The sequence below is a fragment of the Natrialba asiatica DSM 12278 genome (assembly GCF_000337555.1).
GTDB lineage: Archaea > Halobacteriota > Halobacteria > Halobacteriales > Natrialbaceae > Natrialba > Natrialba asiatica.
Map to the genome: position 1 here is coordinate 208,932 of NZ_AOIO01000030.1, position 25,366 is coordinate 234,297.

The following is a 25,366-nucleotide window of genomic DNA, read 5'->3' on the forward strand; positions in this document are numbered from 1 at the left end:
TTACCAGAACTTCAGGTTCTTCTTGACTGCCTCCCGCTTGAGCTCCTGAATGTGCTCGGTCAGCGGGATGTCCTTCGGACACACATTGGTACAGGAGAACTGGGTCTGACACCGCCAGACGCCGTGTTCCTGCTCCATGATGCGGAGTCGGTGCTCCTTGACGTCCTCGGGTTCGCGGTCGTCCATCGCGAACTTGTAGGCCTTGTTGATCGCTGCCGGTCCGAGGTACTCGTTGTCGCCCGCGGCGATATTACACGAGGACATGCACGCGCCACACCAGATACACCGCGTGGACATCTTGACCTTCTCGCGGTTCTCGCGGGACTGGCGCTGTTCCTCCAAGTCGCTCGAGTCCGGCGTGTCGTCGTTCTGGAAGTACGGTTCGACGGCGTGCATCTGGTCGTAGAAGTGGTCCATGTCGACGACCAGGTCCTTGACGACCTCCTGGTAGGGCAGCGGTTCGATGCGAACGGGCTGCTGTAGGTCCGAAATCTGCGTCTTGCAGCCGAGTCGCTGCTTGCCGTTTACGAAGAAGGCGTCCGACCCACAGACGGCCTGCCGACAGGAGTGACGGAACGTCAGCGACGAATCGAACTCGTCGCGGGCGTACATGACAGCGTCGAGGACGGTCATCCCCTTCTCGAAGGGGACGTGGAAGTCGTCGAAGCGAGGTTCCTGCTTGTCAGCGATCTCCGGATCGTATCGGAAGACCTTGAGGTGGACCGTCTCGCCCTCGACTTCGGCCTCCTTTTCGGCCTGGTCCTCGACCATTCCCTCCTGTTTTTCTCGGAGTCGCCGCTGCTGGGGCGACTCGGTGCCTTTCATCTCCGGATCCTGTGGCGATTCCTGACTCTCCGGCTCTTGTTGCTGGGTACTCATATTAGATCATCTCCGCCATGACGAGCGCAACGTAGGTTCCCTGTGCGACGAGCGCGAGTCCTGCGAGGCTAAGCACTGCGAGTACAACCTTCTTTGGGGTGCCGCTCAGCCCCTGGTTGACGAGGGCGTTGTAGACGCCGTTGACGCCGTGGAAGGCACCGGCCACGAGGAACAGGACCATCGTCAGGAAGTAGCCGATGTGGTCCATGCGCTGCTGTGTTCCCAAGAGGGTGACCTCGGAGGCGTGGTTGACGAAGTGCAAGAGGAAGAAGTGGAACGCGAGCACGACGATCAGAAACGCCGCCGTGACGCGCTGGAGGAACCACGCGGTCCCGCCGGGCGTGAACGAGGAGTACCGTTCCGCCATCAGAGGCCCACCCCCGAGAGGAAGGTCGGCACGCTCGCAACGGTAATGACGCCCGTCAGAACGAGCGAGGCGTAGAAACTCCTATCCTGGGCAGTGAGACCGACGCCGAGGTCGACCATCAACAGTCGAATGCCGTTTAAGATGTGGAAGACGGCGACCGCAAGCAGTCCGACCTCGAGCACGCGAATGATAAAGAGCCCCTCGAGGCCCTGAATCGTCCCGGTGTATGCGTTGACCTGTTCTCCGGCGATCATCATCGTTTCTCCGTTCGCCGCTGCGATGGCGCTACTCAGCACGGCGATGTGGGTGAAGAGATAGCCGATAAGCATCCACCCGGTGAACTTGTGGAAGATCCACGCCCACATGCCGGCCGAGAACTCCTTCCAGCGACCGAAGTCCTCGATGAGGCCGCGATTGTAAGACTGACTCATACGCTCATGTGGACGGTTAGACCGCGGGGGTATAGAAGTTACTTTTATCGCTCTCATTGCCTCTTCGTCCCGTCTCCGTTTCTACCGGACACCGAATTCACTCGCACCCGAGTTCACCGCTCGAACGGCCGTGAATCTCGCTTATCGCAGTTCCGACCGCGACCGCTCGGTCCGCTGTTCGCGCTCTAATGCCGTGCGCGTGTCGCGTTCGAGGCCGACGAGGTGACAGAGCGGATTCCCCGGATACACGACCGGATTCTCGAGGACGCCGACGATGAGCCCGGTGAACGGGGCCTCGACGGCGACGATATCGTCCTCCTCTTTGAACGGGTTGGTGATCGTACAGATCACGTCGCCCTCTTCGACCAGCGCGCCGCGTCCGTGTTTCATGTCGACGATTCCGCCCGCATCCGCGCGCAACCACGTCTTTTCGTCGTCGTCGCTGATAACGACCCGCCAGCCGGGCCAGTGAACCGCGGACTCGCGATGGCAGCCGAACTCGGCGAGGACGCTCGCGACGCCGGTCAGCGCGCGATCGATCAGGCGGCGTTGAAACCGGTGGGCCTCCCCCATCTCGACGGTAATGGTCGGGATACCGGCCTCGGTCGCCTCGCTGCGAAGCGTTCCAGCAGGGCCATCGCCGCCGATGATGACGTTCGAACTGAACGCGTTCGCGAGCCGAACGACCGTTGGGTTATCGAGATCTGCTCGGACGTGTAGCATGTTCGTTCGCCCGCGAGTGGATGTGTGAAAGTCGATCCCCAGATCGCAGGGCTCGATGAAGTTCGTAAAGATCTGGTATGCCATCCGCCGGGCGCTCGTCGACCCCTCGCGACCGGGAAACGATCTGTTCAGGTCCCGATCGTAAATCGGCAGGTACCGCTCCTGGGCGAGAAAACCGGGAACGTTCATCACCGGCAGGCAAACCAGCGTTCCGTGTAACTCGGAATGATCCCAGTCGTGGGCGACCTCGCGGACGACCTCGATCCCGTTGAGTTCGTCCCCGTGGGCCGCAGCGGAGAGGCAGACCGTCGGTCCCCGTTTCGCCCCGTTGATGATCGTCACTGGAACCCTGATCGGGTCCCCGAGATAGGTTTCGCTGATACCGTACCGGATGTTCGCCGATTCGCCGGGATCGACTCGGCCACCGTTGTATGTGAACACATCGTCGCACTCAGCCGCGTTACCGTCCCCATCCGTCGCCGACGACGACGAGTTCAGTTCCGTCCCCGACGAGCCGTCGGTCGGCGTGTCGCCTCCCATGGGCGTTTCTCGACCGGCAGTTACGTGAATCTTCGTCCGTACTGGCGCGCAGTAGAGACATTGTTCAAGCCGGGGCATACGTTTTATACGAGGTCATGATACACTCGCGCATGGAACTGCGCGAGGCAACTATCGACGATGTCGAGACGATTCGATCGATCGCACGTGATTCACTGCACTCGACGTATACCGACTTTCTCGACAGCGAGACGATCGATGACGCCATCGACCAGTGGTACAGCGACGGCTTCGCCGACGAACTCGAGAGCGACGATGCGGTCGTTCTCGTGGTCGAACGCGACGATGAACTCGTCGGCTACTCCCAAAGCGACCTCGTCGGCCAGCAGTACGGCACCGGGCGGATTCTCTGGCTCCATATCGACCCGGCTGCACGCGGCAGCGGTACCGGCGTCCGCCTGCTCGTCCGCACTCGCGAGAAACTGCTCGATTCGGGGGCCGATCAGATCGAGTGTTTCGTCCTCGCGGATAACGAGGGCGGCAACGAGTTCTACCGGGAACACGGGTTCGAACGGGCCGGCCAGCGCAAGGTCGACATCGGTGAAGAGACGTTCACCGAGAACGTCTACGTCGAACAAGATCTTGGCGACGAGGGGTGGGGAACTGTCGATGAACTCGATATCGACGGGACGACGGTCTACGTCAACTACGGCGAGGCGGCCCGCGGATCGCAGTCGCCGTTCTACGTCGCCTACGAGGATCAGGAGCGGACGACGCAGTACGGCTGGTTCTGTGGCAACTGCGATTCGCTCGAAAACGCGATGGGTTCGATGGGACAGATCGAGTGTAACGTCTGCGGGAACCAGCGGAAGGCGACGCGCTGGGATGCGTCGTATCTGTGATCGCCAGCAGTCGTAATCCGTGATCGGAGTGCGGTGAACTCGGCTGCAGGAGAACTCGTGATGGGGGGCAACTCGCGGCGGGTCGTGCGGATTGTGCGCCGGACTACTGATCGAGGGTTCGTCACGCCGGTCTCTTTTCCGGTCGGTACGCTGAGCCTACTCCTGTTGTCTGTGCATTACAATTGGCACCTCTCGCATCCGGACACGCAGTGCGTACTCGGCTGTGGTCGCGCTACCGCAAGCGGTTCGTCCGATTCGCTCGACCACTCGACGCAGCCTCTCGCCTACTGCACATCGGGATTACCGGACCAGTTCCCACGCTATGAGCTCAGAGACACAGAATCACATCGTCCGCGGATTCAAGGCAACGCTCGTCGCTCGGGCCATCTACATGGTCTCGAGCGCCCTGCTGATGTTCGTCCTCGCCCGGTTTTTGCTCGATCCGGACGGCTACGGTGCACTCTACTGGGTGATCGGTATCCTCGCCGTCATCCAACTGTTCGCCGACATCGGACTCGGCAAATCGAGCGCCCGGTATATCTCCGAATACAGCGAGCGAGACCCCGGTCAGATCCCCCACCTCCTCCGGACGACGATCATCGCCAAACTGTGCGTCGTTAGCGTCGTCGCGCTCGTTCTCCTGGTGGTCTACGACGACCTCGCCGCCGCTCTCGGCAATCCCGGCGTCGCCTCGTTCCTCGCTATCGGCGCGCTCTACATCGTGGTGAACTCGTTCAATGCCTTCTCGCAGGTTGCGTTCCAGGGATTCAATGCACTGGGCTATAGCGCTGCGATTCAGGCGATCGCCGGCGTTGCTCGGTTCGCCTTCGTCATCGCGCTCGTCCTCGCCGGTTTCGGCGCGCTCGGCGCACTCTTCGGATACGTCATCGGCTATACGATCGCCGCCGCGGTCGGAATAACCATCCTCTACGAACGGTTTTACCGCAAGTACGAGCCGGCAGACGAGTTCGAGTCCGGCCTGTCGCGCCGCCTCCTCAAGTACAGCGTTCCGCTGACGGCGACGCGGAGCGCCAACGTCATCGACAAGCAAATCGACACGGTACTGGTCGGGGCGCTCCTGACGCCGACCGCGGTCGCCTTCTATACGCTCGGAAAGCAGATCACCGATTTCGTCCTCGCGCCCGCGGAGGCGCTCGGCTTCACGATTTCGCCGAACTTCGGGGAACAGAAGGCCGCGGACCAACTCGAACAGGCCCGGCAGATCTACGAAACCTCGCTCATACAGACGATGCTCCTGTACGTGCCGGCCGCAGTCGGTCTCGTGATCGTCGCCGAGCCGTTCGTCAGAATGGTTTTCGGCGCCGACTACGCCGGTGCCATCCCCGTCTTGCAGGTCCTCGCCGGATTCGTCGTCCTGCAGGCGATTACGAACCTGACCAGCGACAGTCTCGACTACCTCGGTCGTGCACGCGCTCGTGCCATCGCGAAGGGCGGCACATCGGCCGCCAACTTCGGCCTTAACCTCCTGCTCATCCCGATGCTCGGCGTCGTCGGAGCCGCGATTGCAACCGTCATCACCCACACGGTTTACGTCGCCGTGAACCTCTACATCGTCCACGCCGAACTCTCGTTGCACCTCGATCGACTCGGGCGGTCGATGGGCCTGATCTGTCTCATCACCGGTGTGATGGCGGTCGCCGTCTTGCTCGTCACGCCGATGGTGTCGAACCTCGTGATGCTCGGTGGTGCAGTCGCACTCGGCGCGGCCACGTGGGCCGTCCTCGCCGTCGTGAGCGGTCTCGTCGATCCACGTGAGGTCCGTGCAGCGATCCGGTGACAGCGCGGTGACAGCGGGCAATCACGCCCGCACGACTCTCTCACTGCGAACAGCGCCAGCCAATACTTTTCCCGTCCGTTGGTGTGGAAGTGGTATGGCCGTTGCCGAGCCCGTCACCGTCGGGGTACTGAGTCTTCACACGAGCAAGGAGACAAAAGCAATACTCAACGCCGTCGATGAACTCGGACACGATACCGAGTGGCTCCGCCACGAAAACACCTCGATCAGCGTCACCGACGGTCGCGTCGACCTCGAACCCGCTGTCGATGTCATCGCCAACCGGATGCTCCTTTCGAACACCGAACAACCCGCCGAAGAACTCGGTCTCGCGAATACGTTCGCCCAGGTCGTCCCGATGCTCAACGACCCCGCGACGGTGCTCACTGCAATGCACAAACTCTCGACAGCGACCGCACTTGCAACGGCTGCTGTGCAGGTCCCCAACGTCGTCCTCGCCCTCAGCAGCGACCAACTGAACGCGGTCCGCGACCGATACGGCGACGAAGCAGTCTATAAGACGGCGATCGGCACCCACGGCGGGGGCACCTGGAAAGTCGGCCCCGGCGATCCCGTGAACGCCAAGGTCGGCAACCGCTACGCGTTCCTCCAGGAACTCATCGACCGCGACGACCAGCGCCACCGCGACGTGCGCATCTACGTCGTCGACGGCACGATTATCGCGGCGATGTACCGCTACGCGCCCGACAACGACTGGCGGACGAACGTCGCCCTCGGCGGCACCGTCGAGGACGCAACCGACGACCTCCCCGAACCCGCTCGACGGCTCGCCACCCGCGCCGCGGACGCCATCGGCCTCGACTACGCCGGCGTCGATCTCGTCGAAAGCGACGACGGCTGGTACGTCCTCGAAGTGAACCCGACGGCCGGCTTCAAAGGGCTCTACGAAGCCACCCGGATCAGCCCCGCCCCCTACATCGCCAAACTCGCCATCGAACACGCCGGCGGCACCGTCGACCAGGACCGCGTCGACGAACTCGCGACTGAACTCGACGACTCCCAGCCGGGCGCACAACCGATCAGGCAAACGCAACCCGAAACGGAGCCAGCGGTGATCGGCTACACCGAGGAAGTTATCCTCTCGGGAACGAGCGGGTCGACGGGGGTCCTGGCAAAATCGGACACGGGCGCGACCAGAACGAGCATCGACACCGGCCTCGCAGCCGAGATCGGAGCCGGGCCGATCAAGTCGATTACGCGGGTCAAATCCGGTAGCAGCAAGTCCGCGCGGAGCCGTCCGGTCGTCGATGTCGTCGTTGGCGTCGGTGGAAATCAGCACACGGTAACTGCAAGCGTCGAAGATCGGGACCATATGGATTACCCGGTCTTACTCGGACGGGACATTCTTTCTCACTACCGCGTCGACGTCGGTCGACGTGCAGACCGCGACGCGGATGATCTACCGGAAGAAGAATAGACCGGTAGTTGACCGACCGACCCGCGAATATTCGTTTCGATTTCGAGATCCTTGTTGAAAACCAGTCCGTACCGACGGTCATCTAGCACCAGTCTCAGCGGTTGTGCCGAAGGCACAGTGCAAATAGATCACTGATAAAACTTCCTCCGTTCAGAAGATTGCTTGGGTCGTAGCGAAGACATCATACCGGATTAGCAAATCTTAATAGGCGAACGTAGCAATTACACACTGATGACTAAGTCAAACCGAGACTGGTGGCCAAACCGGTTGAACGTGGACCTCCTCGATCAGAACGTCTCCACGTCCAATCCGATGGACGAGGACTTCGACTACGCCGAGGAGTTCGAGAAACTCGACCTCGACGAAGTGAAGGCGGACATCGAGGACGTTATGACGACGTCGCAAGACTGGTGGCCGGCCGACTACGGCCACTACGGCCCTCTTTTCATTCGCATGGCGTGGCACAGCGCCGGCACGTACCGCACCAGCGACGGTCGCGGCGGCGCGTCCGGCGGTCGACAGCGCTTTGCACCCCTCAACAGCTGGCCCGACAACGCGAACCTCGACAAGGCGCGCCGGCTGCTCTCTCCGGTCAAGCAGAAGTACGGCCGCAAGCTCTCGTGGTCCGACCTAATCGTTCTGGCCGGGAACGTCGCCCTCGAATCGATGGGCTTCGAGACGTTCGGCTTCGCCGGCGGACGCGAGGACGAATACCGGCCCGACGATGCCGTCGACTGGGGGCCCGAAGACGAGTGGGAAGGGTCCGACCGCTTCGACGAGAACGGCGAACTCGAAGGGACGCTCGCCGCCACCGTGATGGGTCTCATCTACGTGAATCCGGAAGGCCCGGACAGCGAGCCGGATCCGGAGAAGTCGGCGGAACGGATTCGAGAGTCGTTCGGCCTGATGGCGATGAGCGACGAGGAGACGGCCGCGCTCATCGCCGGCGGCCACACCTTCGGGAAAGTCCACGGCGCCGCCGATCCCGACGAACACGTCGGTCCCGAGCCCGAAGCCGCTCCTATCGATCAGCAGGGGCTCGGCTGGGAGAGCAGCCACGGCTCCGGCAAGGGGGCCGACGCGATCACCAGCGGGATCGAGGGCCCGTGGAACACCACGCCGACCCAGTGGGACATGGGCTACATCAACACCCTGCTCGAGTACAAGTGGTGGCCCGAGAAGGGCCCCGGCGGTGCCTGGCAGTGGACCACGCAGAACGGCGAACTCGACGAGGCCGCACCCGGTACCGAGGACCCGTCGGAGAAAGAAAACGTGATGATGCTGACGACGGACGTCGCGCTCAAGCGGGATCCCGACTACCGGGAGATCATCGAGCGCTTCCAGGAGAACCCGAAGGAGTTCCGGGAGGCGTTCGCGAAGGCCTGGTACAAGCTGATCCACCGCGACATGGGCCCGGCGGAGCGGTTCCTCGGCCCGGAAGTGCCGGACGAGGAGATGCTGTGGCAGGACCCGATCCCCGACGCCGACTACGACCTAATCGGCGACGAGGAGATCGCCGAGCTCAAGGAGGAGATCCTCGCGTCGGACCTCTCTGTCTCCCAGTTGGTCAAGACCGCCTGGGCGTCGGCGTCGACGTACCGCGACAGCGACAAGCGCGGCGGCGCGAACGGGGCTCGCGTCCGTCTCAAACCGCAGAAGGACTGGGAGGTAAACGAGCCGGACCAGCTGGAGACGGTGCTTTCGACCTACGAAGCGATCCGGGAGGACTTCAACGGCTCGCGATCCGACGACGTGCGGGTCTCGCTGGCCGACCTGATCGTGCTTGGCGGCAACGCAGCCGTCGAACGGGCTGCGGCGGACGCCGGCTACGACGTGGAGATTCCGTTCGAACCGGGTCGAACCGACGCCACGCAGGAACAGACCGACGTCGAGTCCTTCGAGGCGCTCAAACCCGAAGCCGACGGGTTCCGTAACTATTACTCGGACGAGGCCGATCAGTCGCAGGAGGAACTGTTGGTTGACAAGGCAGATCTCCTGGATCTGACGGCACCCGAGATGACGGTTCTGGTCGGCGGCATGCGCGCACTGAACGCGAACTATCAGGGCTCCGAGCTCGGCGTCCTCACCGACCAACCGGAGACGCTGACCAACGACTTCTTCGTGAACCTGCTCGACATGGACTACGAGTGGGAAGCGTCCGACGACTCCCAAGACATCATGGGTTGGGAAGCGCCCTCGAAATCCGGGGACGACGAGGTTTTCGATCTGCGCGACCGTGAGACGGGTGACGTCGAGTGGACGGCTACCCGCGCGGACCTCGTCTTCGGTTCGAACGCTCGGCTTCGAGTCATCGCGGACGTCTACGCATCCGACGACGCGGAGGAGAAGTTCGTGCGTGACTTCGTGGACGCGTGGAACAAAGTGATGATGCTCGATCGCTTCGACCTCGAGTAACCCCGCGCAGAAGCCGGGCGTCACACGGCCGCCACTCGATATTTCCGGCGGCCGACGCCGGCCTGCTCGAGGAACGCCACTTGCGGTCTCCGAACGAACTCAAATACTGTTCTTTCAGCGCTTGCTATTTCATTTGCTCCTGACGACTACCTCGTCCTCTCTCACCGCCGTTATCTGTGCCGGTTCGACCGGATACTCGTCGTCACCGTGACCGCCCCAATTGAGTCGCGCCCGTAACCGATCCGTCAGCCCCGACTTCGGATCGACGTACGCAGTTCCTTCCTCAACCGTCGAAATAATCCCGATCTGATTTCCCGACTCGTCGACGACGTCTTTCCCTTGATCCGCAGCCGAAATCGATACCGTCGCATCCGGGTCTACCGTCGGGGTCTCCGACTCTGGCCCTGGTTCCGACTTTGACTCTCCCGACGACCTCGACTCCGGCTCCGCTCCCATTTCGGGCTCTCCAGCCCCCTCTCGCGTTTCGTCCATCTCTCCCGCACCCGTTTCCATCTCGTCACCAGTCGCCGATCCCGTTCCAGCCTCCGTCGAAGCCGATCCCGCACCAGCCGCACTCGGTTCAGTCACCCCCTCCCCTCTACCGGCCGCAGTCTCCTCGTTACCGGCGGTTCCGGTCTCCAGCGCTTCCGTCTGATCAGTACTGCGTGACTCCATCTCTGCCGTCTCCGCCGCCCCGGGTCCTGCTTTCGCTCCCGTTTCTCCAGTCACACCCGCCCCCGACTCGGCACCTTCCTCCGCTCCGGCCGGCGAATGCATCTCCGCCGCCGCCATCGTCTCGTACTCCTCGCTGTCGATAATCTCCCCGTCGAGAACCGTGCTGCTGACGAGTTCAGCGTCGAGGATGTCGCTGTCCTCGAGCGCAAAGCGCATCACGAGCCGTTCGGCGATTTCGTCTTCAACGGTGCGACGCTCGATGAGGTCGCTCCGAACGGTATCGCCTTCGCCGCGCTTGCTCTCGATGACCTCCTGTTCGATGACCGCCTCGGGGTCGGCGTCCGTTCGGACGATATCGCTCTCGAGAATCGATTCCTGGACGCGCTCGAAGGCGCTGTCCGTCTCGATCTCGTCTCGGGTGAGCGCGTCGTTGTGGTCGATATCGACGTTGACGACGCGGCTTTCGACCGTGTAGCGCTCGATCTCCTCGACCGTTTCGAGGCGGGCCTCGTCGGTCGTGACCTCGACGAGCGACTCGTCGATGAACTCGATGTCGACGGCCTTCCGGTCGAGGAGTTCGGAGTCGACGACGCGGCGTTCGAGGAGTTCGGAGTCGATGACCTCGCTCTCGATCGTGTCGCGTTCGACGATGTCGCGCTCGATCCGCTGCGTTTCGACGAGTTCAGTTGTGACGCGCTCGCCCCGTCGGAGTTGGTCCTCGAGTTCGCTCTCGCCGAGTTCGGCGCGGTCGAAGGCCTGGGTTCGGTCGACGAGTTCGAAGGTGCCGAGCGAGCGATCGTCGGCGTCCGACTGCGCTTCGGCCGTGTCCGTTGCGCCGCGGCCGCGGTCTTGCGCTGCGGACTCGGTGGCCTCGTAGACGAACACCAGATCCTCGTTGCTGAACGTCTCGCTGAACTCGTCCCAGGACTGCGCTTCGTGGTGATCCGCAAGGTCGTCTCGACGGGCGAACGTGTAATCGTGGCTGCCACCGCTGCCTTCACCGCCGTACGTCGAGACGGGAACGGCGTCGCGAGACTCGGCCCACTCCCGGATTCGGTCGGGATCGGTAGTCATTTTGCGGTGGGCGCGCCGCCGGTGGGTCCCCGAGTTCTCGGTCGGTCTCGCGTTCGACGAACTGTCGGGTGGATCCTCGGACATAGTCGCCCCTGCAATCGGATCGTACTTCAGTCGGCGGGGCCGTCTCTCCGACTCAGTTCTCGGTTTCCGTCCCTGAATCAGTACTCGTGTCGTTTCGATGCCGACCGAAAAACCGTAATCACGGATTGAGAACTCGTTCCGACTTCGATGACAGTCATCGGCTGCGAGGATCGACGCGGACAGTGGTTGATTACCGACGCTGAACTCGATGGCTGGTACTGCTCGGCAGGTGCTCGCCTGGCTGGTGACCGCCGGTTAGCTGTCGGCGTTGACAAGGTCGGTCAGGTCGATATTCGAGTCCGCCTCGTACTCGGCCCAGATATACCGCGTCGCCGCGCTCCGATAGGGCCGCCACGCCTCGGCGATCTCGCGCATTTCGGTCCGCGACAACTCCGCGCCGTCGCCGTAGAGTTCGTCGATCCCGCGGCGAACGGCGAGGTCTCCGAGCGGGAGGACGTCGGGCCGTTCCAACACGAACAGGAGGTACATGCGGGCCGTCCACTCGCCGATTCCCTTGATCTCGGTGAGGCGGCTGACGACGTCTTCGTTACTGACGTCGGCCAGTCCGTCGCGGGTGTAATCGTCCTCCTGGAACGCCCGCGCCGCGTTTCGCACGTACTCGATCTTGCTGCGCGAGAGGCCGGCGTCCCGGAGCGCCCGGTCCTCTGCCGTGAGGACGGTTTCGGGCGTGACCTCGTCCCCGAGCAGGTCGAACACGCGCTCGCGAACGGCCGCCGCGCTCGCGGTCGAGAGTTGCTGGTTGATGATCGAAATGCAGAGGCGTTCGTACGCGGTCCAATCGGATTCGACGTAGGGATCGTGCGTTTCGATCAGTCGGTTCATCACCGGGTCTCGGCGCAGCACGGATTCGGCCTCGTCCATCATGTGGGATACGGTAATAGGGTGCTCAAAAGAGAAAGCGCTCCCGGTTTCGGCGACTGACCAGAACGACAAGGAGTCAGTTCGCGTCGGGTGAATCCGAACGGGTCGGTGGCATCTCGGGTTCGATATTTGCCAGTCGCATCGCGTTACCGGTCACGCCGAGACTCATACCCATGTCGCCGATGATGACCGCGTGGATCACCGTCACGAGGCCGATCGGGGCACCGACCGCGAGCACGGCTTTCACCGCCAGGCTCGCCCAGATGTTCTGCCGGATGACACCGGTGGCCGTCTCCGAGAGGGCGAAGAGATACGGCAGCCGGGTGAGATCGTCGCCCATCAGCGCCACGTCGGCGGTTTCGAGAGCCGTATCCGTCCCCGCCGCGCCCATCGCGATCCCGACGCTCGCGGTGGCCATCGCGGGCGCATCGTTGATCCCGTCGCCGACCATCGCGACGCGGGTCTCGTCGCTCTCGCCCTCGAGTCGCTCGATCCACTCGAGTTTCTCCTCGGGAAGCAACTCCGCGTGGAACTCGTCGATACCGACCTGTTCGGCGATGGCGCGGGCCGTTCCCTCGTTGTCGCCGGTGAGCATCACGACGCGAACGCCCTGCTCCTGGAGCCGCGAGACGGCCCATTCGGCGTCCGGTCGAACGCGATCCGCGACGGCGATGACGCCGAGCGGATTATCTTCGGTCCCGACGACGACGACCGTCTTCCCGTCGCGCTCCAGTTCCGGAACGACGTCCTCGAGCACGTCGAGACACCCCTCGCGCTCACACTGCGAGCGGGCGGGTGCGTCGACGACTGCGACGCCGCCGTCGGTCGTCGCGTGAACGTGGTCGAGATCCGCGAGTTCNGGAACGACGTCCTCGAGCACGTCGAGACACCCCTCGCGCTCACACTGCGAGCGGGCGGGTGCGTCGACGACTGCGACGCCGCCGTCGGTCGTCGCGTGAACGTGGTCGAGATCCGCGAGTTCATCGAAGAGGTCCGGCTTCCCGACGTAGTGGGTGTCGCCGTCGAGTTCGGCGCGGACGCCCTTGCCGGTCAGGGCCTCGAAGTTCGAGACGGTGTCGTCGCGTCCGTCGATGCCCCGCTCGTCGGCGTAGCCGACGATGGACCGGCCGACGGGGTGTTCGCTTCGCCGTTCCACGGCGCTGGCGCGGCGGAGGACGTCCGCTTCGGTGGCTCCCTCGAGCGGGATCACGTCGGTCACGGAGAGATCGCCCGTGGTCAGCGTGCCGGTCTTGTCGACGGCGAGCACGTCGCTCTCGCCGGTGGCTTCGAGGTGGCGACCGCCCTTGATCAGGACGCCGTTGCGGGCGGCGCTTGTGATGCCCGAGACGACGCTGACGGGCGTGGAGATGACGAACGCGCACGGGCAGGCGATGACCAGCAGCGTGAGCCCGCGCAGGAACCACGTGTTCCACGAGGCACCGGTAAGCAGCGGCGGCAGCGTCGCGACGGCGAGCGCGAACACGACGACGAGCGGCGTGTAGACGCTCGCAAAGCGGTCGACGAACTGCTCGCGTTTCGTCTGGTCGCGCTCGGCGTCCTCGACGGTCCGGACGATGCGGGCGATGGTGGAGTCGTCGGCCTCGCTCTCGACTTCGACTTCGAGGTAGCCCGATTCGGGGATCGTCCCGCCGAAGACCCCGTCACCCTCGCGCTTGTCGGCGGGCACGCTCTCGCCCGTAATGGGGGCTTGATCGACCGCGCTCTGGCCGTCGATGACGACGCCGTCGGCGGGAATCTTCTCTCCGGGCCGAACGACGACCACGTCGCCGACCGCGAGTTCGTCGGCGGAAACGGTCTCCGTCGAGCCGTCGTCGCGGCGGACGGTCGCGGTGTCGGGGGAGAGGTCCATCAGTTCGCGCAGCGAGTTGCGGGCGCGGTCCATCGAGAAGCGTTCGAGGAGCTCCGCGACCGAGAACAGGACCGCGAGCATCGCCCCTTCGAAGGGGTGGTGTGCGGCCACGCTGGCGACGATACCGACGCCCATCAGGAAGTCGATATCCAGGCTCCGGTTGCGGATCGAATAGACGGCGTTCCGGAGGACCGGCGCGCCGGCGACCGCGGCGGCCACGATGAACAGAAGCTGCGAGAGCGCGTAGGGTCTGCCGGCGACGGTTCCGAGGGTCGGATCGGCCGCTGGGACGACGAAGGCGACGCCGATACCGACGACCGCGATGACTCCACCGATCGCCGTCCCGATGGCGCGGCGGCTCCGCCAGATCGAGTCGTCGTCGCCGAACTCGATTTCGTCGCTGTCGCCGTCCATCGGCGTTGCCTCGTAGCCGGCCGAGCCGATCGCGTCGACGACCGCTTCGGTGCTCGTCTCGTCGTCGACCGCGACCGTCACGCGGCCCGAGGTGGGTTGCGTCTCGATCTCGTCGACGCCGTCGGCAGCCGCGAGCGCGTTCTCGACTTTGTTCGCGCACGATGCACAGTCCATCTCGGGGACCGACAGCGAGAGGTCAGCCGCTCCGTCGTCACCGCCCTCGTCCGCGATCCGATAGCCGGCTGCACGCACGCGGTCACGAATCTCGGATCCGCTCGTCCGCGCCGGATCGTACCGGACGAGCAGGCGACCGCTCGTTACCCGTGGGTCGATGTCGTCGATGCCGTCGAGTCGCTCGACGCTCTTCGTCACCTTGCCGGCACAGGAGGGACAGTCCATCCCGGGGACCAGAATCTCGAGCGCTTCGGTCTCTGATGGCGTTGAACCTGATGAATCGGGCGGTACACTCGGCGTGGAATCTCTCATTATGTCCTCCTACTCTCCCCACCAGTATACGGATTATTTGGCGTGCGCCAACTCCGGACTCGGGGCGCGACAGTCTTCGAGTCCCCGGACTCCCGGTTCCCCGAGCCCTGAGTTCCCGAGTTCACAACCCCGCCGCTAGTTCGATCGTTTCCATCTCGCCGACGAACGTCGTCGCGAGCGTCGCCTCCGCCCGCCGAAGCCGATAGGAGAGCGTCGACCGCGGGACGTCCAATCGATCGGCAAGCTCCGAGAGGTCGATCTGCCGCGGCGTCTCGTAGTAGCCGTACTCGACCGCCGCCTGCAACGCCGCCTGCTGCTCGTCGGGGAGCGCGTCGTCCGGATTGACCGCCGCTTCGACGCCGTTTCGCTCCGGATCGAGTTCGGTCAGGCGAAGCATTTCGATGCCCGTACATTCGCCGACCTCCCGGCCCAGCGCGTCGAAGAACTCGTGGATCGGCGCGTCGCTTCCGAGGACGATCCGCCAGCGGTAGCGACGGCCCTCGCGGTAGGTCTCGAAGAGCAATCCTTCGCCCAAGTACTCGAGGGCCACGTGGGGGACGGAGGTGCAGACCTCGGTTCGCTCCCAGTAGGTGTAGACGACGAGCGTATCGCTCGATCGATCGAGAACCTGTACCTCACAATCCGCCCCGCAGTGGTCCTTGACGAGACAGTCCGCGAAGTAATCGGCCGTCTCGTAGGCCCGTTCGAGTTCGGCGAGCGCGGCATCGGGTCCGCTCGCGAGGTCGACTCGCCAGAGGCTATCGGCGCTGACGTGACACGACAGCGAGCGGACCGACATCTCGGGGTAGTCCGCAAGCACGTCGGCGACCGGGTTGGTTCCCGGCTCGTACTCCAGTGCGAAGACGAACTCTCTCATTGTCGGTACTAGGGGCTCGCGCGACAAATGGTTTCCCGCTGGGCGGCGTACCGAACGGTATGGGACAGCCGGCAGCCTCGCGCGCCAGAACGGAACTCCGGGAGTTCTGGGAGTTCTATCGCCGCTATACGAAGACGGCGATCCACGCGGCCACTGCGGCCGCGCTCACGATCTTCGGGATTCTCATCTTCATCGACCCCTGGTTTGCCGCGATCGCGATCGCCTGTTATGTCGTTCCGCCGGTCGCGTTGTACCTGCTGGAGGTGAACTCGATCTGGGAGGAGGGCGGTAGTGACCGCGACGGTGAGCAGGTGACTCGGCGAGAGCGAACTCCCGAGACCGATACCGATTCCAGAGCGGGCGAACCCGAGACGGCGCTGATACGCCCGAACGGGAGAAACGGGCCGGACGCGGACGGCGGAGGACGAGATTCTGATTCGGACGCGGATTCGGACGACGGCGATACGGACGCCGATAGCGACGACAGCGACACGGACACGGATTCGGACAGCGACGACGGCGACACGGACACCGACTCGGATAGCGACAACTAGTCCGTCGGCGATCGAGGTCCGGAGACCACCGATGGAGCGGTCGCTCGACACAAGCCGTGCGACGGCGGATCCGCGTGGTATGGCGGGAAGACCGGCGTCCACGGACAGGACGACGGCGCGGCCGTTCGGAGTCGAGAACGAACCGTTTTTGCCGCGATTGCCCCAATTCGCGCCATGGACCGACTCCTCGCATCGCTTGATGACGCGCCGATCATCGACAAAGACGGCTACGAGTACCTCGTCCACCCGATCAGCAACGGCGTTCCGGTGCTCGATCCGGCGCTGTTGCGGGAGGTCGTCGTCGAGGTCATGCAAACTGCCGACCTGAACGTCGACAAGATCGTCGCTCCCGAAGCGATGGGAATCCACCTCGCAACCGCCGTATCGCTACAAACCGACATTCCGCTCGTCGTGATCCGCAAGCGAGAGTACGGCCTCGAAGGCGAGGTATCGCTCCACCAGGAAACGGGCTACTCGGAGTCGGAGATGTACATCAACGACGTCGAACCCGGCGATCGCGTCGTCATCATCGACGACATGCTCTCGACCGGCGGCACCCTGGCGGCCATCTGTACGGCGCTCGACGACATCGGGGCCGAGATCGCCGACATCGTCGTCGTTATGCGAAAAGTCGGCCCGTCCGCCCTCGACGAGACGCCGTTCGAGGCGACGAGCCTCATCGACATCACGGTCGAGGACGGGGACGTTACCGTTCACTGATCGCGTTTCTGAACTCGGTTTCGAGAGCGAACCGCTCTCGTATCATTCGCTTGCCGACAGAGCCGTCGAGTAGCTACCCTGCTCCGTGTCACGCCCATATATGCACATACATGGATATAAACACGGTTGATAGGGCACAGTCTGAGCGCATATACGAGACTTTTTACCTCTCGATTGCAAGCTGATTCCTATAGATGTCGAACGAACCCGGGGATGGCATTCAGCTCGAGTACGGACTCGACGAGAAACCACCGTTGTCGAAGTCGGTACTGCTGGGCCTCCAGCACGTCGCGGTCATGATCGTGCCGGCGACGGCGGTAGCCTACATCGTCGCGGGCGGCGTCGGACTGAGCGGTGCCGATACCGCCTACATCGTCCAGATGGTGCTTTTGTTTTCCGGCCTGGCAACGATCGTCCAAGCCTACACGGTCGGCCCCGTCGGCGCGAAGCTGCCGATCGTTATGGGAACGAGCTTTACGTTCCTCGGCGCGATGACGACGATCGGCGCTGACTTCGGCATGGCCGCGGTGTTCGGTGCGATCCTCGTCACTGGCTTCACCGTCGAAGGGCTTATCGGCTGGCAGTTCAACCGCATCAAACCCTTCTTCCCGCCGCTCGTCACCGGTCTCGTCGTCGTCATCATCGGGCTGTACCTGATCCCGACGGGAATGGACTACGCCGCCGGCGGCACCGCCGCCCAAGAGGCCGGCGAGTTCGGCGCGCTCCACCACATCGGCCTGGCCGCGCTCGTTCTGGCCATCGCCGTCGGACTCAACATGTTGACGCGCGGAATCACCCGGCTTCTGAGCATCCTCGTCGCGATCACGGTCGGCTACGTCGCCGCGGTCGCGGTCGATCTCGTCGACTTCTCGCCGATCGGAGCGGCCGCATGGATCGCCGTTCCGTCGCCCATCCGCTTCGGATTCGAGTTCGAACCGATCGCGATCCTCGTCTTCGCCTTCCTGTTTCTCGTCTCCGCGATGGAGACCGTCGGAGACATGTCCGGCGTGACCGCCGCCGAAGGGCGAAATCCCGACACCCGCGAGTTCCGCGGAGCCCTCTTTACCGACGGCCTGCTGAGTTCGCTCGGCTCCGTCTTCGCCACCTTCCCCGTCACCTCGTTCTCCCAGAACGTCGGCATTATCACCTTCACGGGCGTGATGAGCCGCCACGTCGTCGGCATCAGCGGCGTCATCCTCGCGGTGCTCGGTCTCAGCCCGAAAATCGGCGCCATCGTCACGACCATTCCGAGCGCCGTCTTCGGTGGCGCCACCCTGCTGATGGTCGGGATGGTCGCCGCCAGCGGTTTCCGATTGATCGTCCTCCACACTGAACTCGACCGGCGGAACATGGTCATCGTGGCCGTCTCGCTCGGTCTGGGCCTCGGCATCGCGACGACCCCCGAAGCGATCAGCGGCCTCCCGAACGCGGCCCAGACGTTCTTCGGCCAGCCGGTGATCCTGACCGCGCTCTCGGCGCTGATCCTCAACACGTTCGTCCCCGGTGAGCAGAGCCCGCTGTTCGACGCTGCGGCGGCCGAGGATGGCGCCGGTCCGGATCCGGAGCCAGCCACACCTAGTTCAGGGAGCGACTGACCGGGTTCCAGCCGATTCGTTCGTCCCATTCGTCGACCCAGTTCGCCTTGAGCGCCAGCCGATGCCACAGCGGGAGGCTAACATATCGAAAAGAGATCTGTACCTGCGTCCGCTCTCCACGGGATCTGACGCGCCACCGGCACATCAGTCGATCGTTGCAAGCGAATGTCGAGTTCCGCCGAAGGTGTACGAACGCCGGCGGGAGCTACCATCGATCGCACCGCGAGCACCAGCCAGGCTGCGAGCGGGCCGACGACTAATGTAAAGGCCCGCTTAACGGGCCGAAACGGAAGGAGGGGTGCTTTTCATCAAACTTTTACCGAGGGCCGGCAAGCCGCCCCTGCAGAGTGAAAGTTTGGTTTTAGAAGCCCTTGCCAAGCATTTCGCGCGCGATGACGTTCTTTTGAATTTCGGAGGTCCCCTCGTAGATCTGGGTGATCTTCGCGTCGCGGTAGAACCGCTCGACCGGGAAGTCGTTGACGTAGCCGGCACCGCCGTGGATCTGGACGGCCTCGTCGGCGACATCGACGGCGACGCGGGAGGCGTACTCCTTGGCCATCGAGGCGAGTTTGGTGATGTCCTCGCCCTGGTCGACGTTCCAGGCCGCCTTGTAGGTCAGGTTGCGGGCTGCCTCGGTATCCGTCGCCATCTCGGCGAGCTTGTGTTGGATGGCCTGGAACTCCGAGATCGACTGGCCGAATTGCTCGCGGTCCTGGGCGTACTCGAGTGCGGCGCGGGTGGCACCCTTGGCGATGCCGACGCCCTGTGCGGCGACGGCGGTTCGGGTCTCGTCGAAGAACTGCATCTGCTGCATGAACGCGGCGTCTTTGGTCCCGATGAGGTTCTCCTCGGGAACGCGCACGTCGTCGAAGACGAGTTCAGCCGTGTCCGAGGCGCGGATGCCCAGTTTGCCGGTGATCTTCTCGGCGGAGAAACCGTCGCGGTCGGATTCGACGACAATCTGACTGAAGCCGTTGTAGCGGCCCTGTGCGTCGGGGTTGGTCTTACAGAGGACGACGAAGAAGTCGCCGACGGTCCCGTTGGTAATCCACATCTTGTTGCCGTTGATCACCCACTCGTCGCCGTCTTTCTCGGCGCGGGTCGAGACGGAGGACACGTCGGAGCCGGTATCGGGTTCGGAGATCGCAGCGCCGGAGATTTTCTCGCCGAGCGCGACGGGCTCTAAGAAGCGCTTCTTCTGGTCGTCGGTCCCGAAGTTCATGATCGCCTCGCAGCCGAAGGAAGTCGAGATGATCGACAGCGCGATGCCGGGATCGTAGGAGAACAGTTCCTCGGTGATGATCGCGGTGTCGAGGATGGAGTAGCCGGCACCGCCGTAGTCGATCGGGATGTACGAGCCGGTCAGGCCCATTTCGGCGGCCTCGTCGATGACGTCGTGGGGGTACTTCTCCTCTTCGTCGTACTCCTCGGCGATGGGGACGATTTCGTTTTCGGCGAACCGCTGTACCTCTTCGCGGATCTGCTCCTGTTCTTCGGTGAGACCGAATTCCATGGTCAATCGTTATTATCCGAGCGATAAAGAGCTTTGTAACCGGCTATAAACGCAAAGAGAGTTTCTAACCCGAAAGAGGGAAACGTTCAAACGGGTGCCCATTGCATGATTATTCATGGAACTGGAAGACATCAACACCGTCGCAGTTCTCGGCGCGGGGAACATGGGACACGGCATCGCGGAAGTCGCCGCGATGGCGGGCTACGAGGTCGCACTTCGTGACATCAAAGACGAGTTCGTCCAGAACGGCTACGAGCAGATCGAGTGGTCGCTGAACAAGCTCGCGGAGAAAGACCAGCTCAGCCAGGACGACGCCGATGCCGCGCTCGAACGCGTCACGCCGCTGGTCGACGTCGAGGAGGCCGTCGGCAATGCGGATGTCATCATCGAGGCCGTCCCGGAGAAGATGGAGATCAAGAAGGACGTCTACGGCGAGGTCGAGGAACACGCACCCGACCGCGCCATCTTCGCGACGAACACCTCGAGTCTCTCCATCACCGAACTCGCGGACGTGACGGATCGTCCCGAGCAGTTCTGCGGGATGCACTTTTTCAACCCGCCGGTTCGGATGCAACTCGTCGAAGTCATCTCCGGCGCGGAAAGTGCCGAGGACACCCTCGACGTGATCGAGGAACTCGCCGAAGACTTCGGCAAGACGCCGGTCCGCGTCCACAAGGACTCGCCCGGATTCATCGTCAACCGCATCCTCGTCCCCCTGATGAACGAGGCCAGCTGGCTCGTCAGCGAGGACGAGACGACCATCGCCGAGGTCGACTCGACGACGAAATACGACATGGGTCTGCCGATGGGGAGCTTCGAACTCGGCGACCAGGTCGGCAACGACGTGAGCTACCACGTCCTCGAGTACATGCACGAGGTGCTCGGCGACGCCTACGAGCCGGCTCCGCTCCTCGAAACGAAAGTCGAAAACGAAGAACTCGGCAAGAAAACCGGCAAGGGCTTCTACGACTACGAGGACGGCGACGGCGTCGATATCCCGACCGACGACCAGTCCGAGTTCGTCAAAGAACGGCTGCTCGCGACGATGGCCAACGAGGCGGCGAAGCTGATCGGCAACGACGTCGCCCCGCCGGAGTCCATCGACGAAGCCGTCCAGCTCGGTGCCGGCTTCCCAGACGGCCCGGTCAAACTCGTCGACGAGTTCGGTCTCGAACCGCTCCTGGAAACGCTCGAGGACGCCCACGACGAGACCGGCCACGAGCGCTACGCGCCGGCCGACTACCTCGCGGAGCGCGCCGAAGCCGGTGGCTTCTACGAGTCCGCTGACGACGGGGCCGGCGTCGACTTCGACGCCATCCGCGTCGAGTACCCCGGCGACATGGTCGGACACATCGTCCTCGACCGCCCGCACCGCATGAACACCATCAGCGACGACCTGCTGGCCGAACTCTCCGAGGCCATCGACCTGCTCGAGGACGACGAGGAGGTCCGCGCGCTGCTCATCACCGGCGCGGGCGAGAAGGCCTTCTCCGCTGGTGCCGACGTGCAGAGCATGGCCGCCGGCGGTGCCAACCCGCTCGGCGCAGTCGAACTCTCGAAGAAAGGCCAGTCGACGTTCGGCAAGCTCGAAGCCTGCGACATGCCGGTCGTGGCCGCTATCGACGGCTACTGTCTCGGCGGCGGCATGGAACTGGCCACCTGCGCGGATCTGCGCGTCGCGAGCGACCGCTCCGAGTTCGGCCAGCCCGAACTCGATCTCGGTCTGCTCCCCGGCTGGGGCGGGACCCAGCGCTTGAAACACATCGTCGGCGAGGGCCGCGCGAAGGAGATCATCCTCACCGCAGAGCGCTACGAGGCCGCGACGATGGAAGAGTTCGGCTTCGTCAACGAACTCGTCGGCAACGACGAACTCGTGGACGCGGCGCTCGAACTGACGACCGACCTCGCCGGCGGGCCGCCGATCGCACAGAAGTTCACCAAGCGCGCGATGCTCGCCGGTCGCGACGACACCGAGGCGGGACTCGAATACGAATCCTCCGCGTTCGGCCACCTGATGGCGACGGACGACCTGATGGAGGGCATCACGGCGTTCATGGGCGACGGCGAACCGGAGTTCGAAGGGAAGTAGACGACGGTGTCCGACCGAGAGCGACGAGAAACGCTCTCGCGTGTTCTTGCGATTCTCGAACGCTTGCGATTCTGGCCGTGTCCGATACGGTGTGTAGTGGGCGTCTCGAGTCGAACTGCGAGCGTCTATCCGCTCACATTCATCTCCCTACCGTGATACGTTGGACACCCGTTCTAGACGGATGGTCGCGCAGTCGCACCGTTCGTTTGGCGTTGTCGATGACGCCGATCACGAACTCGATCGCCCGGCCACCGTGACGAACTCGAACCGCGCGCCGCCGGCCTCGCTCTCCGTTGCGGTAACGCGCCAGTCGTGACCCGCCGCGACCTCGCGGACGACCCAGAGTCCGATACCGAGGCCGTCCGCGTCGGTCGACACCGAGGGATCGAAGAGTTCGGCGGCGGCGCGCAACTCGTCGGGAAGGCCCGCCCCGTCGTCCGCGACGAAGAAGCCGCATAGGTCGTCCGGTTCCAGTTCCCCGCCGGTGCCGTTCTCGATCTCGTCCGCCGCGAGCGAACACGCGCCGAACTCGAGTGTGCCGACCCGGACGGTCAGTTCGCGCTCGGACTCGTCGCCGTCGCAGCCGTGTTCGACCGCGTTCCGAAACAGGTTCTCGAAGACGCGCAACAGTCGGGAGCGATCGGCCGTGAGCGTCATCGTGTCCTCGGTCGAGAGCGTCGCCTCGCCGGTCGAGACGTGGTTCCAGGCCTCCGTCGCGGCCGATTCGAGATCGACGCACGCCGTTTCGCTCGCCCACGCCCCGTCGCGAGCGATCGCCAACACGTCGTCGATAATTGCCTCCATGCGGTCGAGACTGCGCTGAGCCGTCGGAAGGTGCTCGAGCGACTCCGTCTCCGCGACGAGTTCGAGATAGCCCTGGGCGATGCCGAGGGGGTTGCGCAGGTCGTGGCTGACGATGCGGGCGAACGCGTCGAGGCGCTCGTTCTGTTCGCGAAGGCGGCGCTCGTTTCGCTTTCGCTCGGTAACGTCTCGGACGACGCCGACGCAGCCGCTGAACTCGTCGTCGTGGACGAGGACGGTGAGTTGGACTTCGCAGGGAATCCGGGTTCCGGACTTCGTTTCGAGCGGGGCCTCGATCGTCGTCGAACGGTCGTTGCTTCGAAGCAGCGAGCCGATCGCCGTTTCGGCACGGTCGATGGTCGACTCGTCGAAGAGCAAGCCGGCGTGTTCGCCGAGCAGTCCCTCGCGCGTGTAGCCGGTCATCTCGACGATCGCGTCGTTGATCGTCATGATGTGGCCGGCCGTATCGAGGACGTAAATACCGTCGCCCGCGGTCTCGACGAGGCGTTCGTACCGGTGGAGCGTCTGCTCTTGCTGTTCGAGTTGGCCGCGGATCGCGATCGTTTCGAGGACGTGCGAGGCCACCTCGGCGACCGACCGAACGGTCTCGCGCTCGGCCGCCGACAGCGCTGTGGCCGCGTACACCACGAGCACGCCGTAGCGCTCCTCACACGTTGCAAGCGGCGCGACCGCCGCGGTCCGCACGTCGCGATCGCGGGCACGATCGTAAAACGGAATCGACCGCGTGGAGTCAGTACTGGCCGTCTGTAACGTCTGCGTGTACAGCGCGCGTTCGAGCAGGGGATTCGTACCCTTGCCGAGTCGAAACGTCCGGTGTGTCGGCCAGCTTGTCGCATCGGGGTCCGTAATCCAGGGCACGACCGACTGCTCACCGCGGTCGTACTCGCCAACCCAGGCGAACACGAACGCATCGCTCGCCGTAAACGCCGTGCGAAGCACCTGCTCGACGGTTCGCGGCGACGTCGCATCGGCCAATTCACACCGGATCGTCTCGACGAGTTCGGGACGGCGATCTGCGGTCGAACTCGGGGGGATGCTGTCGAGAATCGGCTGTGCGAGATCCGTTGCGGGAGCCGTCTCCGGGCCGGACGCGGGAAGTCGGGTGAGAATCGGCGTCGTCTCGCCGCCGTCCGCATCCCAGTAGCCGAATATCGAGAGCTCCGGCGCGATGGATTCGAGGCTGCTGCGGACGGCCGGAACGTCCGAAATCGTTCCCGCATCGATGACGACGGCATCGACCGGGTCCCGTTCGAGACGGTCGATAGCCACGGCAGGCTCCCGTGCAACGGCGACGCTAACGGGTGCATCCGTCAGTGAGAGCGTCAGCGTTGCTCGCGTCGACCGATCGCGACTTATACAGAGAATCTGTCGACGGCTCATAGCGGGGGGTGTGTGATACGGTTCTGCCTTGGCGTCGTCATCGCCGTCCCTCTCGCCGTCGCCATGATCGTCGCCAGCGTCACAAGCAGGTGTCCAGCGGGACCCATCACACGACTGCACTCGTGTGAGAAATAATTGTTCTTTCTACATATCCGCCGTCTCGGTTAGAAGAACCGCACGCAGTGGGTGCCGAAGCGACGGGAGCGGGAAGCGGAGCTACCGACTACAGTCACCCGGCAAAACCGGAGAGAGGCCACTCGCCGTCGTCATCGTCGTCCTGAATACTCGGTGCGCTCACGAGGACGAACGCGCTTTCGTCGTCACCGTTTTGGATCTGGCGCGTCGACGTTGGCGGGATCCAGAGTGCATCGCCGGTTTTCATCGCGACCGGTTCGTCGTCGACGACGACTGTCGCTTCGCCCTCGATGAGGACGTAGACCTCCTCGTGGTCGTTGTCAGTGTGGTCGTGTGGCTTGCTTTTCCAGCCCGGATCACAGCGGGCAACCGTTACGCCGACCCGTTCCGTTTCGAGCGGATCGCTCAGGAAGTGCATGGCACTCGACACCTGCTCGACTTCCTCGTAGTTCACTTTCCGATAGGACATGGCTGTGCCTTGGTGTGGACGACAGTAAAGTTACTGCGTTCATCCACCCCGACCGATCGGGTCGAACCCGTCGACCGGCGTGACCGCATCCGCGGCCGACAGGTATACGCGCCCATGTGCAACTCGATCGAACGACAGGGCCACCCTCGCCGAGGGACCAACCATCTGATTATACCCGTTCGACGCGTGTCACCGCCATACCTCCATCAGTGCACCAGTCTATCACACTGGGGTACCGGAGCCAACAGCTATATAGCCACCCAGCCATAGGTGCCAGCA

19 protein-coding genes are annotated in these 25,366 nt (G+C 63.7%); 8 read left to right on the forward strand and 11 right to left on the reverse strand.

The features are described 5' to 3' along the window. The 4 genes from C481_RS12515 to C481_RS12530 all read right to left on the reverse strand — a co-directional run bounded on the left by C481_RS12515 (position 1) and on the right by C481_RS12530 (position 2,940). Positions 1–879 carry a succinate dehydrogenase/fumarate reductase iron-sulfur subunit gene (locus C481_RS12515; RefSeq protein ID WP_006109587.1) on the reverse strand — a complete coding sequence of 293 codons (879 nt, stop codon included), beginning with the start codon at positions 877–879 and terminating at the stop codon, positions 1–3. 1 nt (position 880) lies between these two features. Next, positions 881–1,246, reverse strand: a complete 366-nt coding sequence (locus C481_RS12520) for a succinate dehydrogenase subunit D (protein WP_006109588.1) — start codon at positions 1,244–1,246, stop codon at positions 881–883. Next, on the reverse strand, positions 1,246–1,677 hold the full coding sequence (gene sdhC, locus C481_RS12525; protein ID WP_006109589.1) for a succinate dehydrogenase, cytochrome b556 subunit: 432 nt from the start codon (positions 1,675–1,677) through the stop codon (positions 1,246–1,248). Before sdhC ends, C481_RS12520 begins: the two co-directional genes overlap by 1 nt. Positions 1,678–1,818: 141 nt before the next feature. Further along, on the reverse strand, positions 1,819–2,940 hold the full coding sequence (locus tag C481_RS12530; RefSeq protein ID WP_006109590.1) for a succinylglutamate desuccinylase/aspartoacylase family protein: 1,122 nt from the start codon (positions 2,938–2,940) through the stop codon (positions 1,819–1,821). A 110-nt stretch (positions 2,941–3,050) separates the two neighbouring features. Here C481_RS12530 and C481_RS12535 point away from each other — a divergent pair, with 110 nt between their 5' ends. The 4 genes from C481_RS12535 (at position 3,051) to katG (ending at position 9,448) form a co-directional block, all read left to right on the forward strand. Further along, the gene (locus C481_RS12535; RefSeq protein WP_006109591.1) at positions 3,051–3,800 is read left to right on the forward strand and encodes a GNAT family N-acetyltransferase; all 750 of its coding nucleotides are present in this window, start codon (positions 3,051–3,053) and stop codon (positions 3,798–3,800) included. Positions 3,801–4,122: 322 nt separating this feature from the next. Further along, a complete protein-coding gene (locus C481_RS12540; RefSeq protein ID WP_006109592.1) occupies positions 4,123–5,598 on the forward strand; it encodes a flippase in 1,476 nt (491 codons plus the stop codon). A 94-nt stretch (positions 5,599–5,692) separates the two neighbouring features. Beyond that, positions 5,693–7,033, forward strand: a complete 1,341-nt coding sequence (locus tag C481_RS12545) for a RimK family alpha-L-glutamate ligase (RefSeq protein ID WP_006109593.1) — start codon at positions 5,693–5,695, stop codon at positions 7,031–7,033. A 231-nt stretch (positions 7,034–7,264) separates the two neighbouring features. Then, positions 7,265–9,448, forward strand: a complete 2,184-nt coding sequence (gene katG, locus C481_RS12550) for a catalase/peroxidase HPI (RefSeq protein WP_006109594.1) — start codon at positions 7,265–7,267, stop codon at positions 9,446–9,448. Positions 9,449–9,577: 129 nt separating this feature from the next. Here katG and C481_RS12555 read toward each other — a convergent pair whose 3' ends face one another. The 4 genes from C481_RS12555 to C481_RS12570 all read right to left on the reverse strand — a co-directional run bounded on the left by C481_RS12555 (position 9,578) and on the right by C481_RS12570 (position 15,810). Next, positions 9,578–11,281, reverse strand: a complete 1,704-nt coding sequence (locus C481_RS12555) for a hypothetical protein (RefSeq protein WP_006109595.1) — start codon at positions 11,279–11,281, stop codon at positions 9,578–9,580. 255 nt (positions 11,282–11,536) lie between these two features. Beyond that, positions 11,537–12,166, reverse strand: coding sequence for a DNA-3-methyladenine glycosylase family protein (locus C481_RS12560; protein ID WP_049904628.1), 630 nt, complete (start codon positions 12,164–12,166; stop codon positions 11,537–11,539). Between the two features lie 73 nt (positions 12,167–12,239). After that, positions 12,240–14,933, reverse strand: coding sequence for a heavy metal translocating P-type ATPase (locus C481_RS12565; RefSeq protein WP_049904629.1), 2,694 nt, complete (start codon positions 14,931–14,933; stop codon positions 12,240–12,242). A 121-nt stretch (positions 14,934–15,054) separates the two neighbouring features. Next, the gene (locus C481_RS12570) at positions 15,055–15,810 is read right to left on the reverse strand and encodes a helix-turn-helix domain-containing protein (RefSeq protein ID WP_006109598.1); all 756 of its coding nucleotides are present in this window, start codon (positions 15,808–15,810) and stop codon (positions 15,055–15,057) included. A 59-nt stretch (positions 15,811–15,869) separates the two neighbouring features. Between C481_RS12570 and C481_RS12575 the strand changes: the two genes are divergently transcribed. The 3 genes from C481_RS12575 (at position 15,870) to C481_RS12585 (ending at position 18,679) form a co-directional block, all read left to right on the forward strand. Further along, complete coding sequence (locus tag C481_RS12575; protein ID WP_006109599.1) at positions 15,870–16,364, forward strand: hypothetical protein; 495 nt, start codon at positions 15,870–15,872, stop codon at positions 16,362–16,364. Positions 16,365–16,538: 174 nt separating this feature from the next. Then, on the forward strand, positions 16,539–17,084 hold the full coding sequence (gene hpt, locus C481_RS12580; protein WP_006109600.1) for a hypoxanthine/guanine phosphoribosyltransferase: 546 nt from the start codon (positions 16,539–16,541) through the stop codon (positions 17,082–17,084). Between the two features lie 194 nt (positions 17,085–17,278). After that, complete coding sequence (locus C481_RS12585; RefSeq protein ID WP_006109601.1) at positions 17,279–18,679, forward strand: uracil-xanthine permease family protein; 1,401 nt, start codon at positions 17,279–17,281, stop codon at positions 18,677–18,679. Positions 18,680–19,040: 361 nt separating this feature from the next. On the opposite strand, the gene C481_RS12590 is transcribed toward C481_RS12585, so the two are convergent. Further along, positions 19,041–20,192 carry an acyl-CoA dehydrogenase family protein gene (locus tag C481_RS12590; protein ID WP_006109602.1) on the reverse strand — a complete coding sequence of 384 codons (1,152 nt, stop codon included), beginning with the start codon at positions 20,190–20,192 and terminating at the stop codon, positions 19,041–19,043. Positions 20,193–20,307: 115 nt separating this feature from the next. On the opposite strand from C481_RS12590, the gene C481_RS12595 reads away from it, so the two are divergent. After that, the gene (locus C481_RS12595) at positions 20,308–22,281 is read left to right on the forward strand and encodes a 3-hydroxyacyl-CoA dehydrogenase/enoyl-CoA hydratase family protein (RefSeq protein ID WP_006109603.1); all 1,974 of its coding nucleotides are present in this window, start codon (positions 20,308–20,310) and stop codon (positions 22,279–22,281) included. A 228-nt stretch (positions 22,282–22,509) separates the two neighbouring features. Here C481_RS12595 and C481_RS12600 read toward each other — a convergent pair whose 3' ends face one another. Then, complete coding sequence (locus tag C481_RS12600; protein ID WP_006109604.1) at positions 22,510–24,483, reverse strand: PAS domain S-box protein; 1,974 nt, start codon at positions 24,481–24,483, stop codon at positions 22,510–22,512. A gap of 229 nt (positions 24,484–24,712) precedes the next feature. Further along, positions 24,713–25,087 carry a cupin domain-containing protein gene (locus C481_RS12605; protein ID WP_006109605.1) on the reverse strand — a complete coding sequence of 125 codons (375 nt, stop codon included), beginning with the start codon at positions 25,085–25,087 and terminating at the stop codon, positions 24,713–24,715. Positions 25,088–25,366: the final 279 nt, after the last annotated feature.

What these genes read in the sequence shown, in the direction of transcription:
- C481_RS12515 (WP_006109587.1), bottom strand. Translation starts at nt 879, where the DNA reads ATGAGTACCCAGCAACAAGAGCCGGAGAGTCAGGAATCGCCACAGGAT.
- C481_RS12520 (WP_006109588.1), bottom strand. Translation starts at nt 1,246, where the DNA reads ATGGCGGAACGGTACTCCTCGTTCACGCCCGGCGGGACCGCGTGGTTC.
- sdhC (WP_006109589.1), bottom strand. Translation starts at nt 1,677, where the DNA reads ATGAGTCAGTCTTACAATCGCGGCCTCATCGAGGACTTCGGTCGCTGG.
- C481_RS12530 (WP_006109590.1), bottom strand. Translation starts at nt 2,940, where the DNA reads ATGGGAGGCGACACGCCGACCGACGGCTCGTCGGGGACGGAACTGAAC.
- C481_RS12535 (WP_006109591.1), top strand. Translation starts at nt 3,051, where the DNA reads ATGGAACTGCGCGAGGCAACTATCGACGATGTCGAGACGATTCGATCG.
- C481_RS12540 (WP_006109592.1), top strand. Translation starts at nt 4,123, where the DNA reads ATGAGCTCAGAGACACAGAATCACATCGTCCGCGGATTCAAGGCAACG.
- C481_RS12545 (WP_006109593.1), top strand. Translation starts at nt 5,693, where the DNA reads ATGGCCGTTGCCGAGCCCGTCACCGTCGGGGTACTGAGTCTTCACACG.
- katG (WP_006109594.1), top strand. Translation starts at nt 7,265, where the DNA reads ATGACTAAGTCAAACCGAGACTGGTGGCCAAACCGGTTGAACGTGGAC.
- C481_RS12555 (WP_006109595.1), bottom strand. Translation starts at nt 11,281, where the DNA reads ATGTCCGAGGATCCACCCGACAGTTCGTCGAACGCGAGACCGACCGAG.
- C481_RS12560 (WP_049904628.1), bottom strand. Translation starts at nt 12,166, where the DNA reads ATGATGGACGAGGCCGAATCCGTGCTGCGCCGAGACCCGGTGATGAAC.
- C481_RS12570 (WP_006109598.1), bottom strand. Translation starts at nt 15,810, where the DNA reads ATGAGAGAGTTCGTCTTCGCACTGGAGTACGAGCCGGGAACCAACCCG.
- C481_RS12575 (WP_006109599.1), top strand. Translation starts at nt 15,870, where the DNA reads ATGGGACAGCCGGCAGCCTCGCGCGCCAGAACGGAACTCCGGGAGTTC.
- hpt (WP_006109600.1), top strand. Translation starts at nt 16,539, where the DNA reads ATGGACCGACTCCTCGCATCGCTTGATGACGCGCCGATCATCGACAAA.
- C481_RS12585 (WP_006109601.1), top strand. Translation starts at nt 17,279, where the DNA reads ATGTCGAACGAACCCGGGGATGGCATTCAGCTCGAGTACGGACTCGAC.
- C481_RS12590 (WP_006109602.1), bottom strand. Translation starts at nt 20,192, where the DNA reads ATGGAATTCGGTCTCACCGAAGAACAGGAGCAGATCCGCGAAGAGGTA.
- C481_RS12595 (WP_006109603.1), top strand. Translation starts at nt 20,308, where the DNA reads ATGGAACTGGAAGACATCAACACCGTCGCAGTTCTCGGCGCGGGGAAC.
- C481_RS12600 (WP_006109604.1), bottom strand. Translation starts at nt 24,483, where the DNA reads ATGAGCCGTCGACAGATTCTCTGTATAAGTCGCGATCGGTCGACGCGA.
- C481_RS12605 (WP_006109605.1), bottom strand. Translation starts at nt 25,087, where the DNA reads ATGTCCTATCGGAAAGTGAACTACGAGGAAGTCGAGCAGGTGTCGAGT.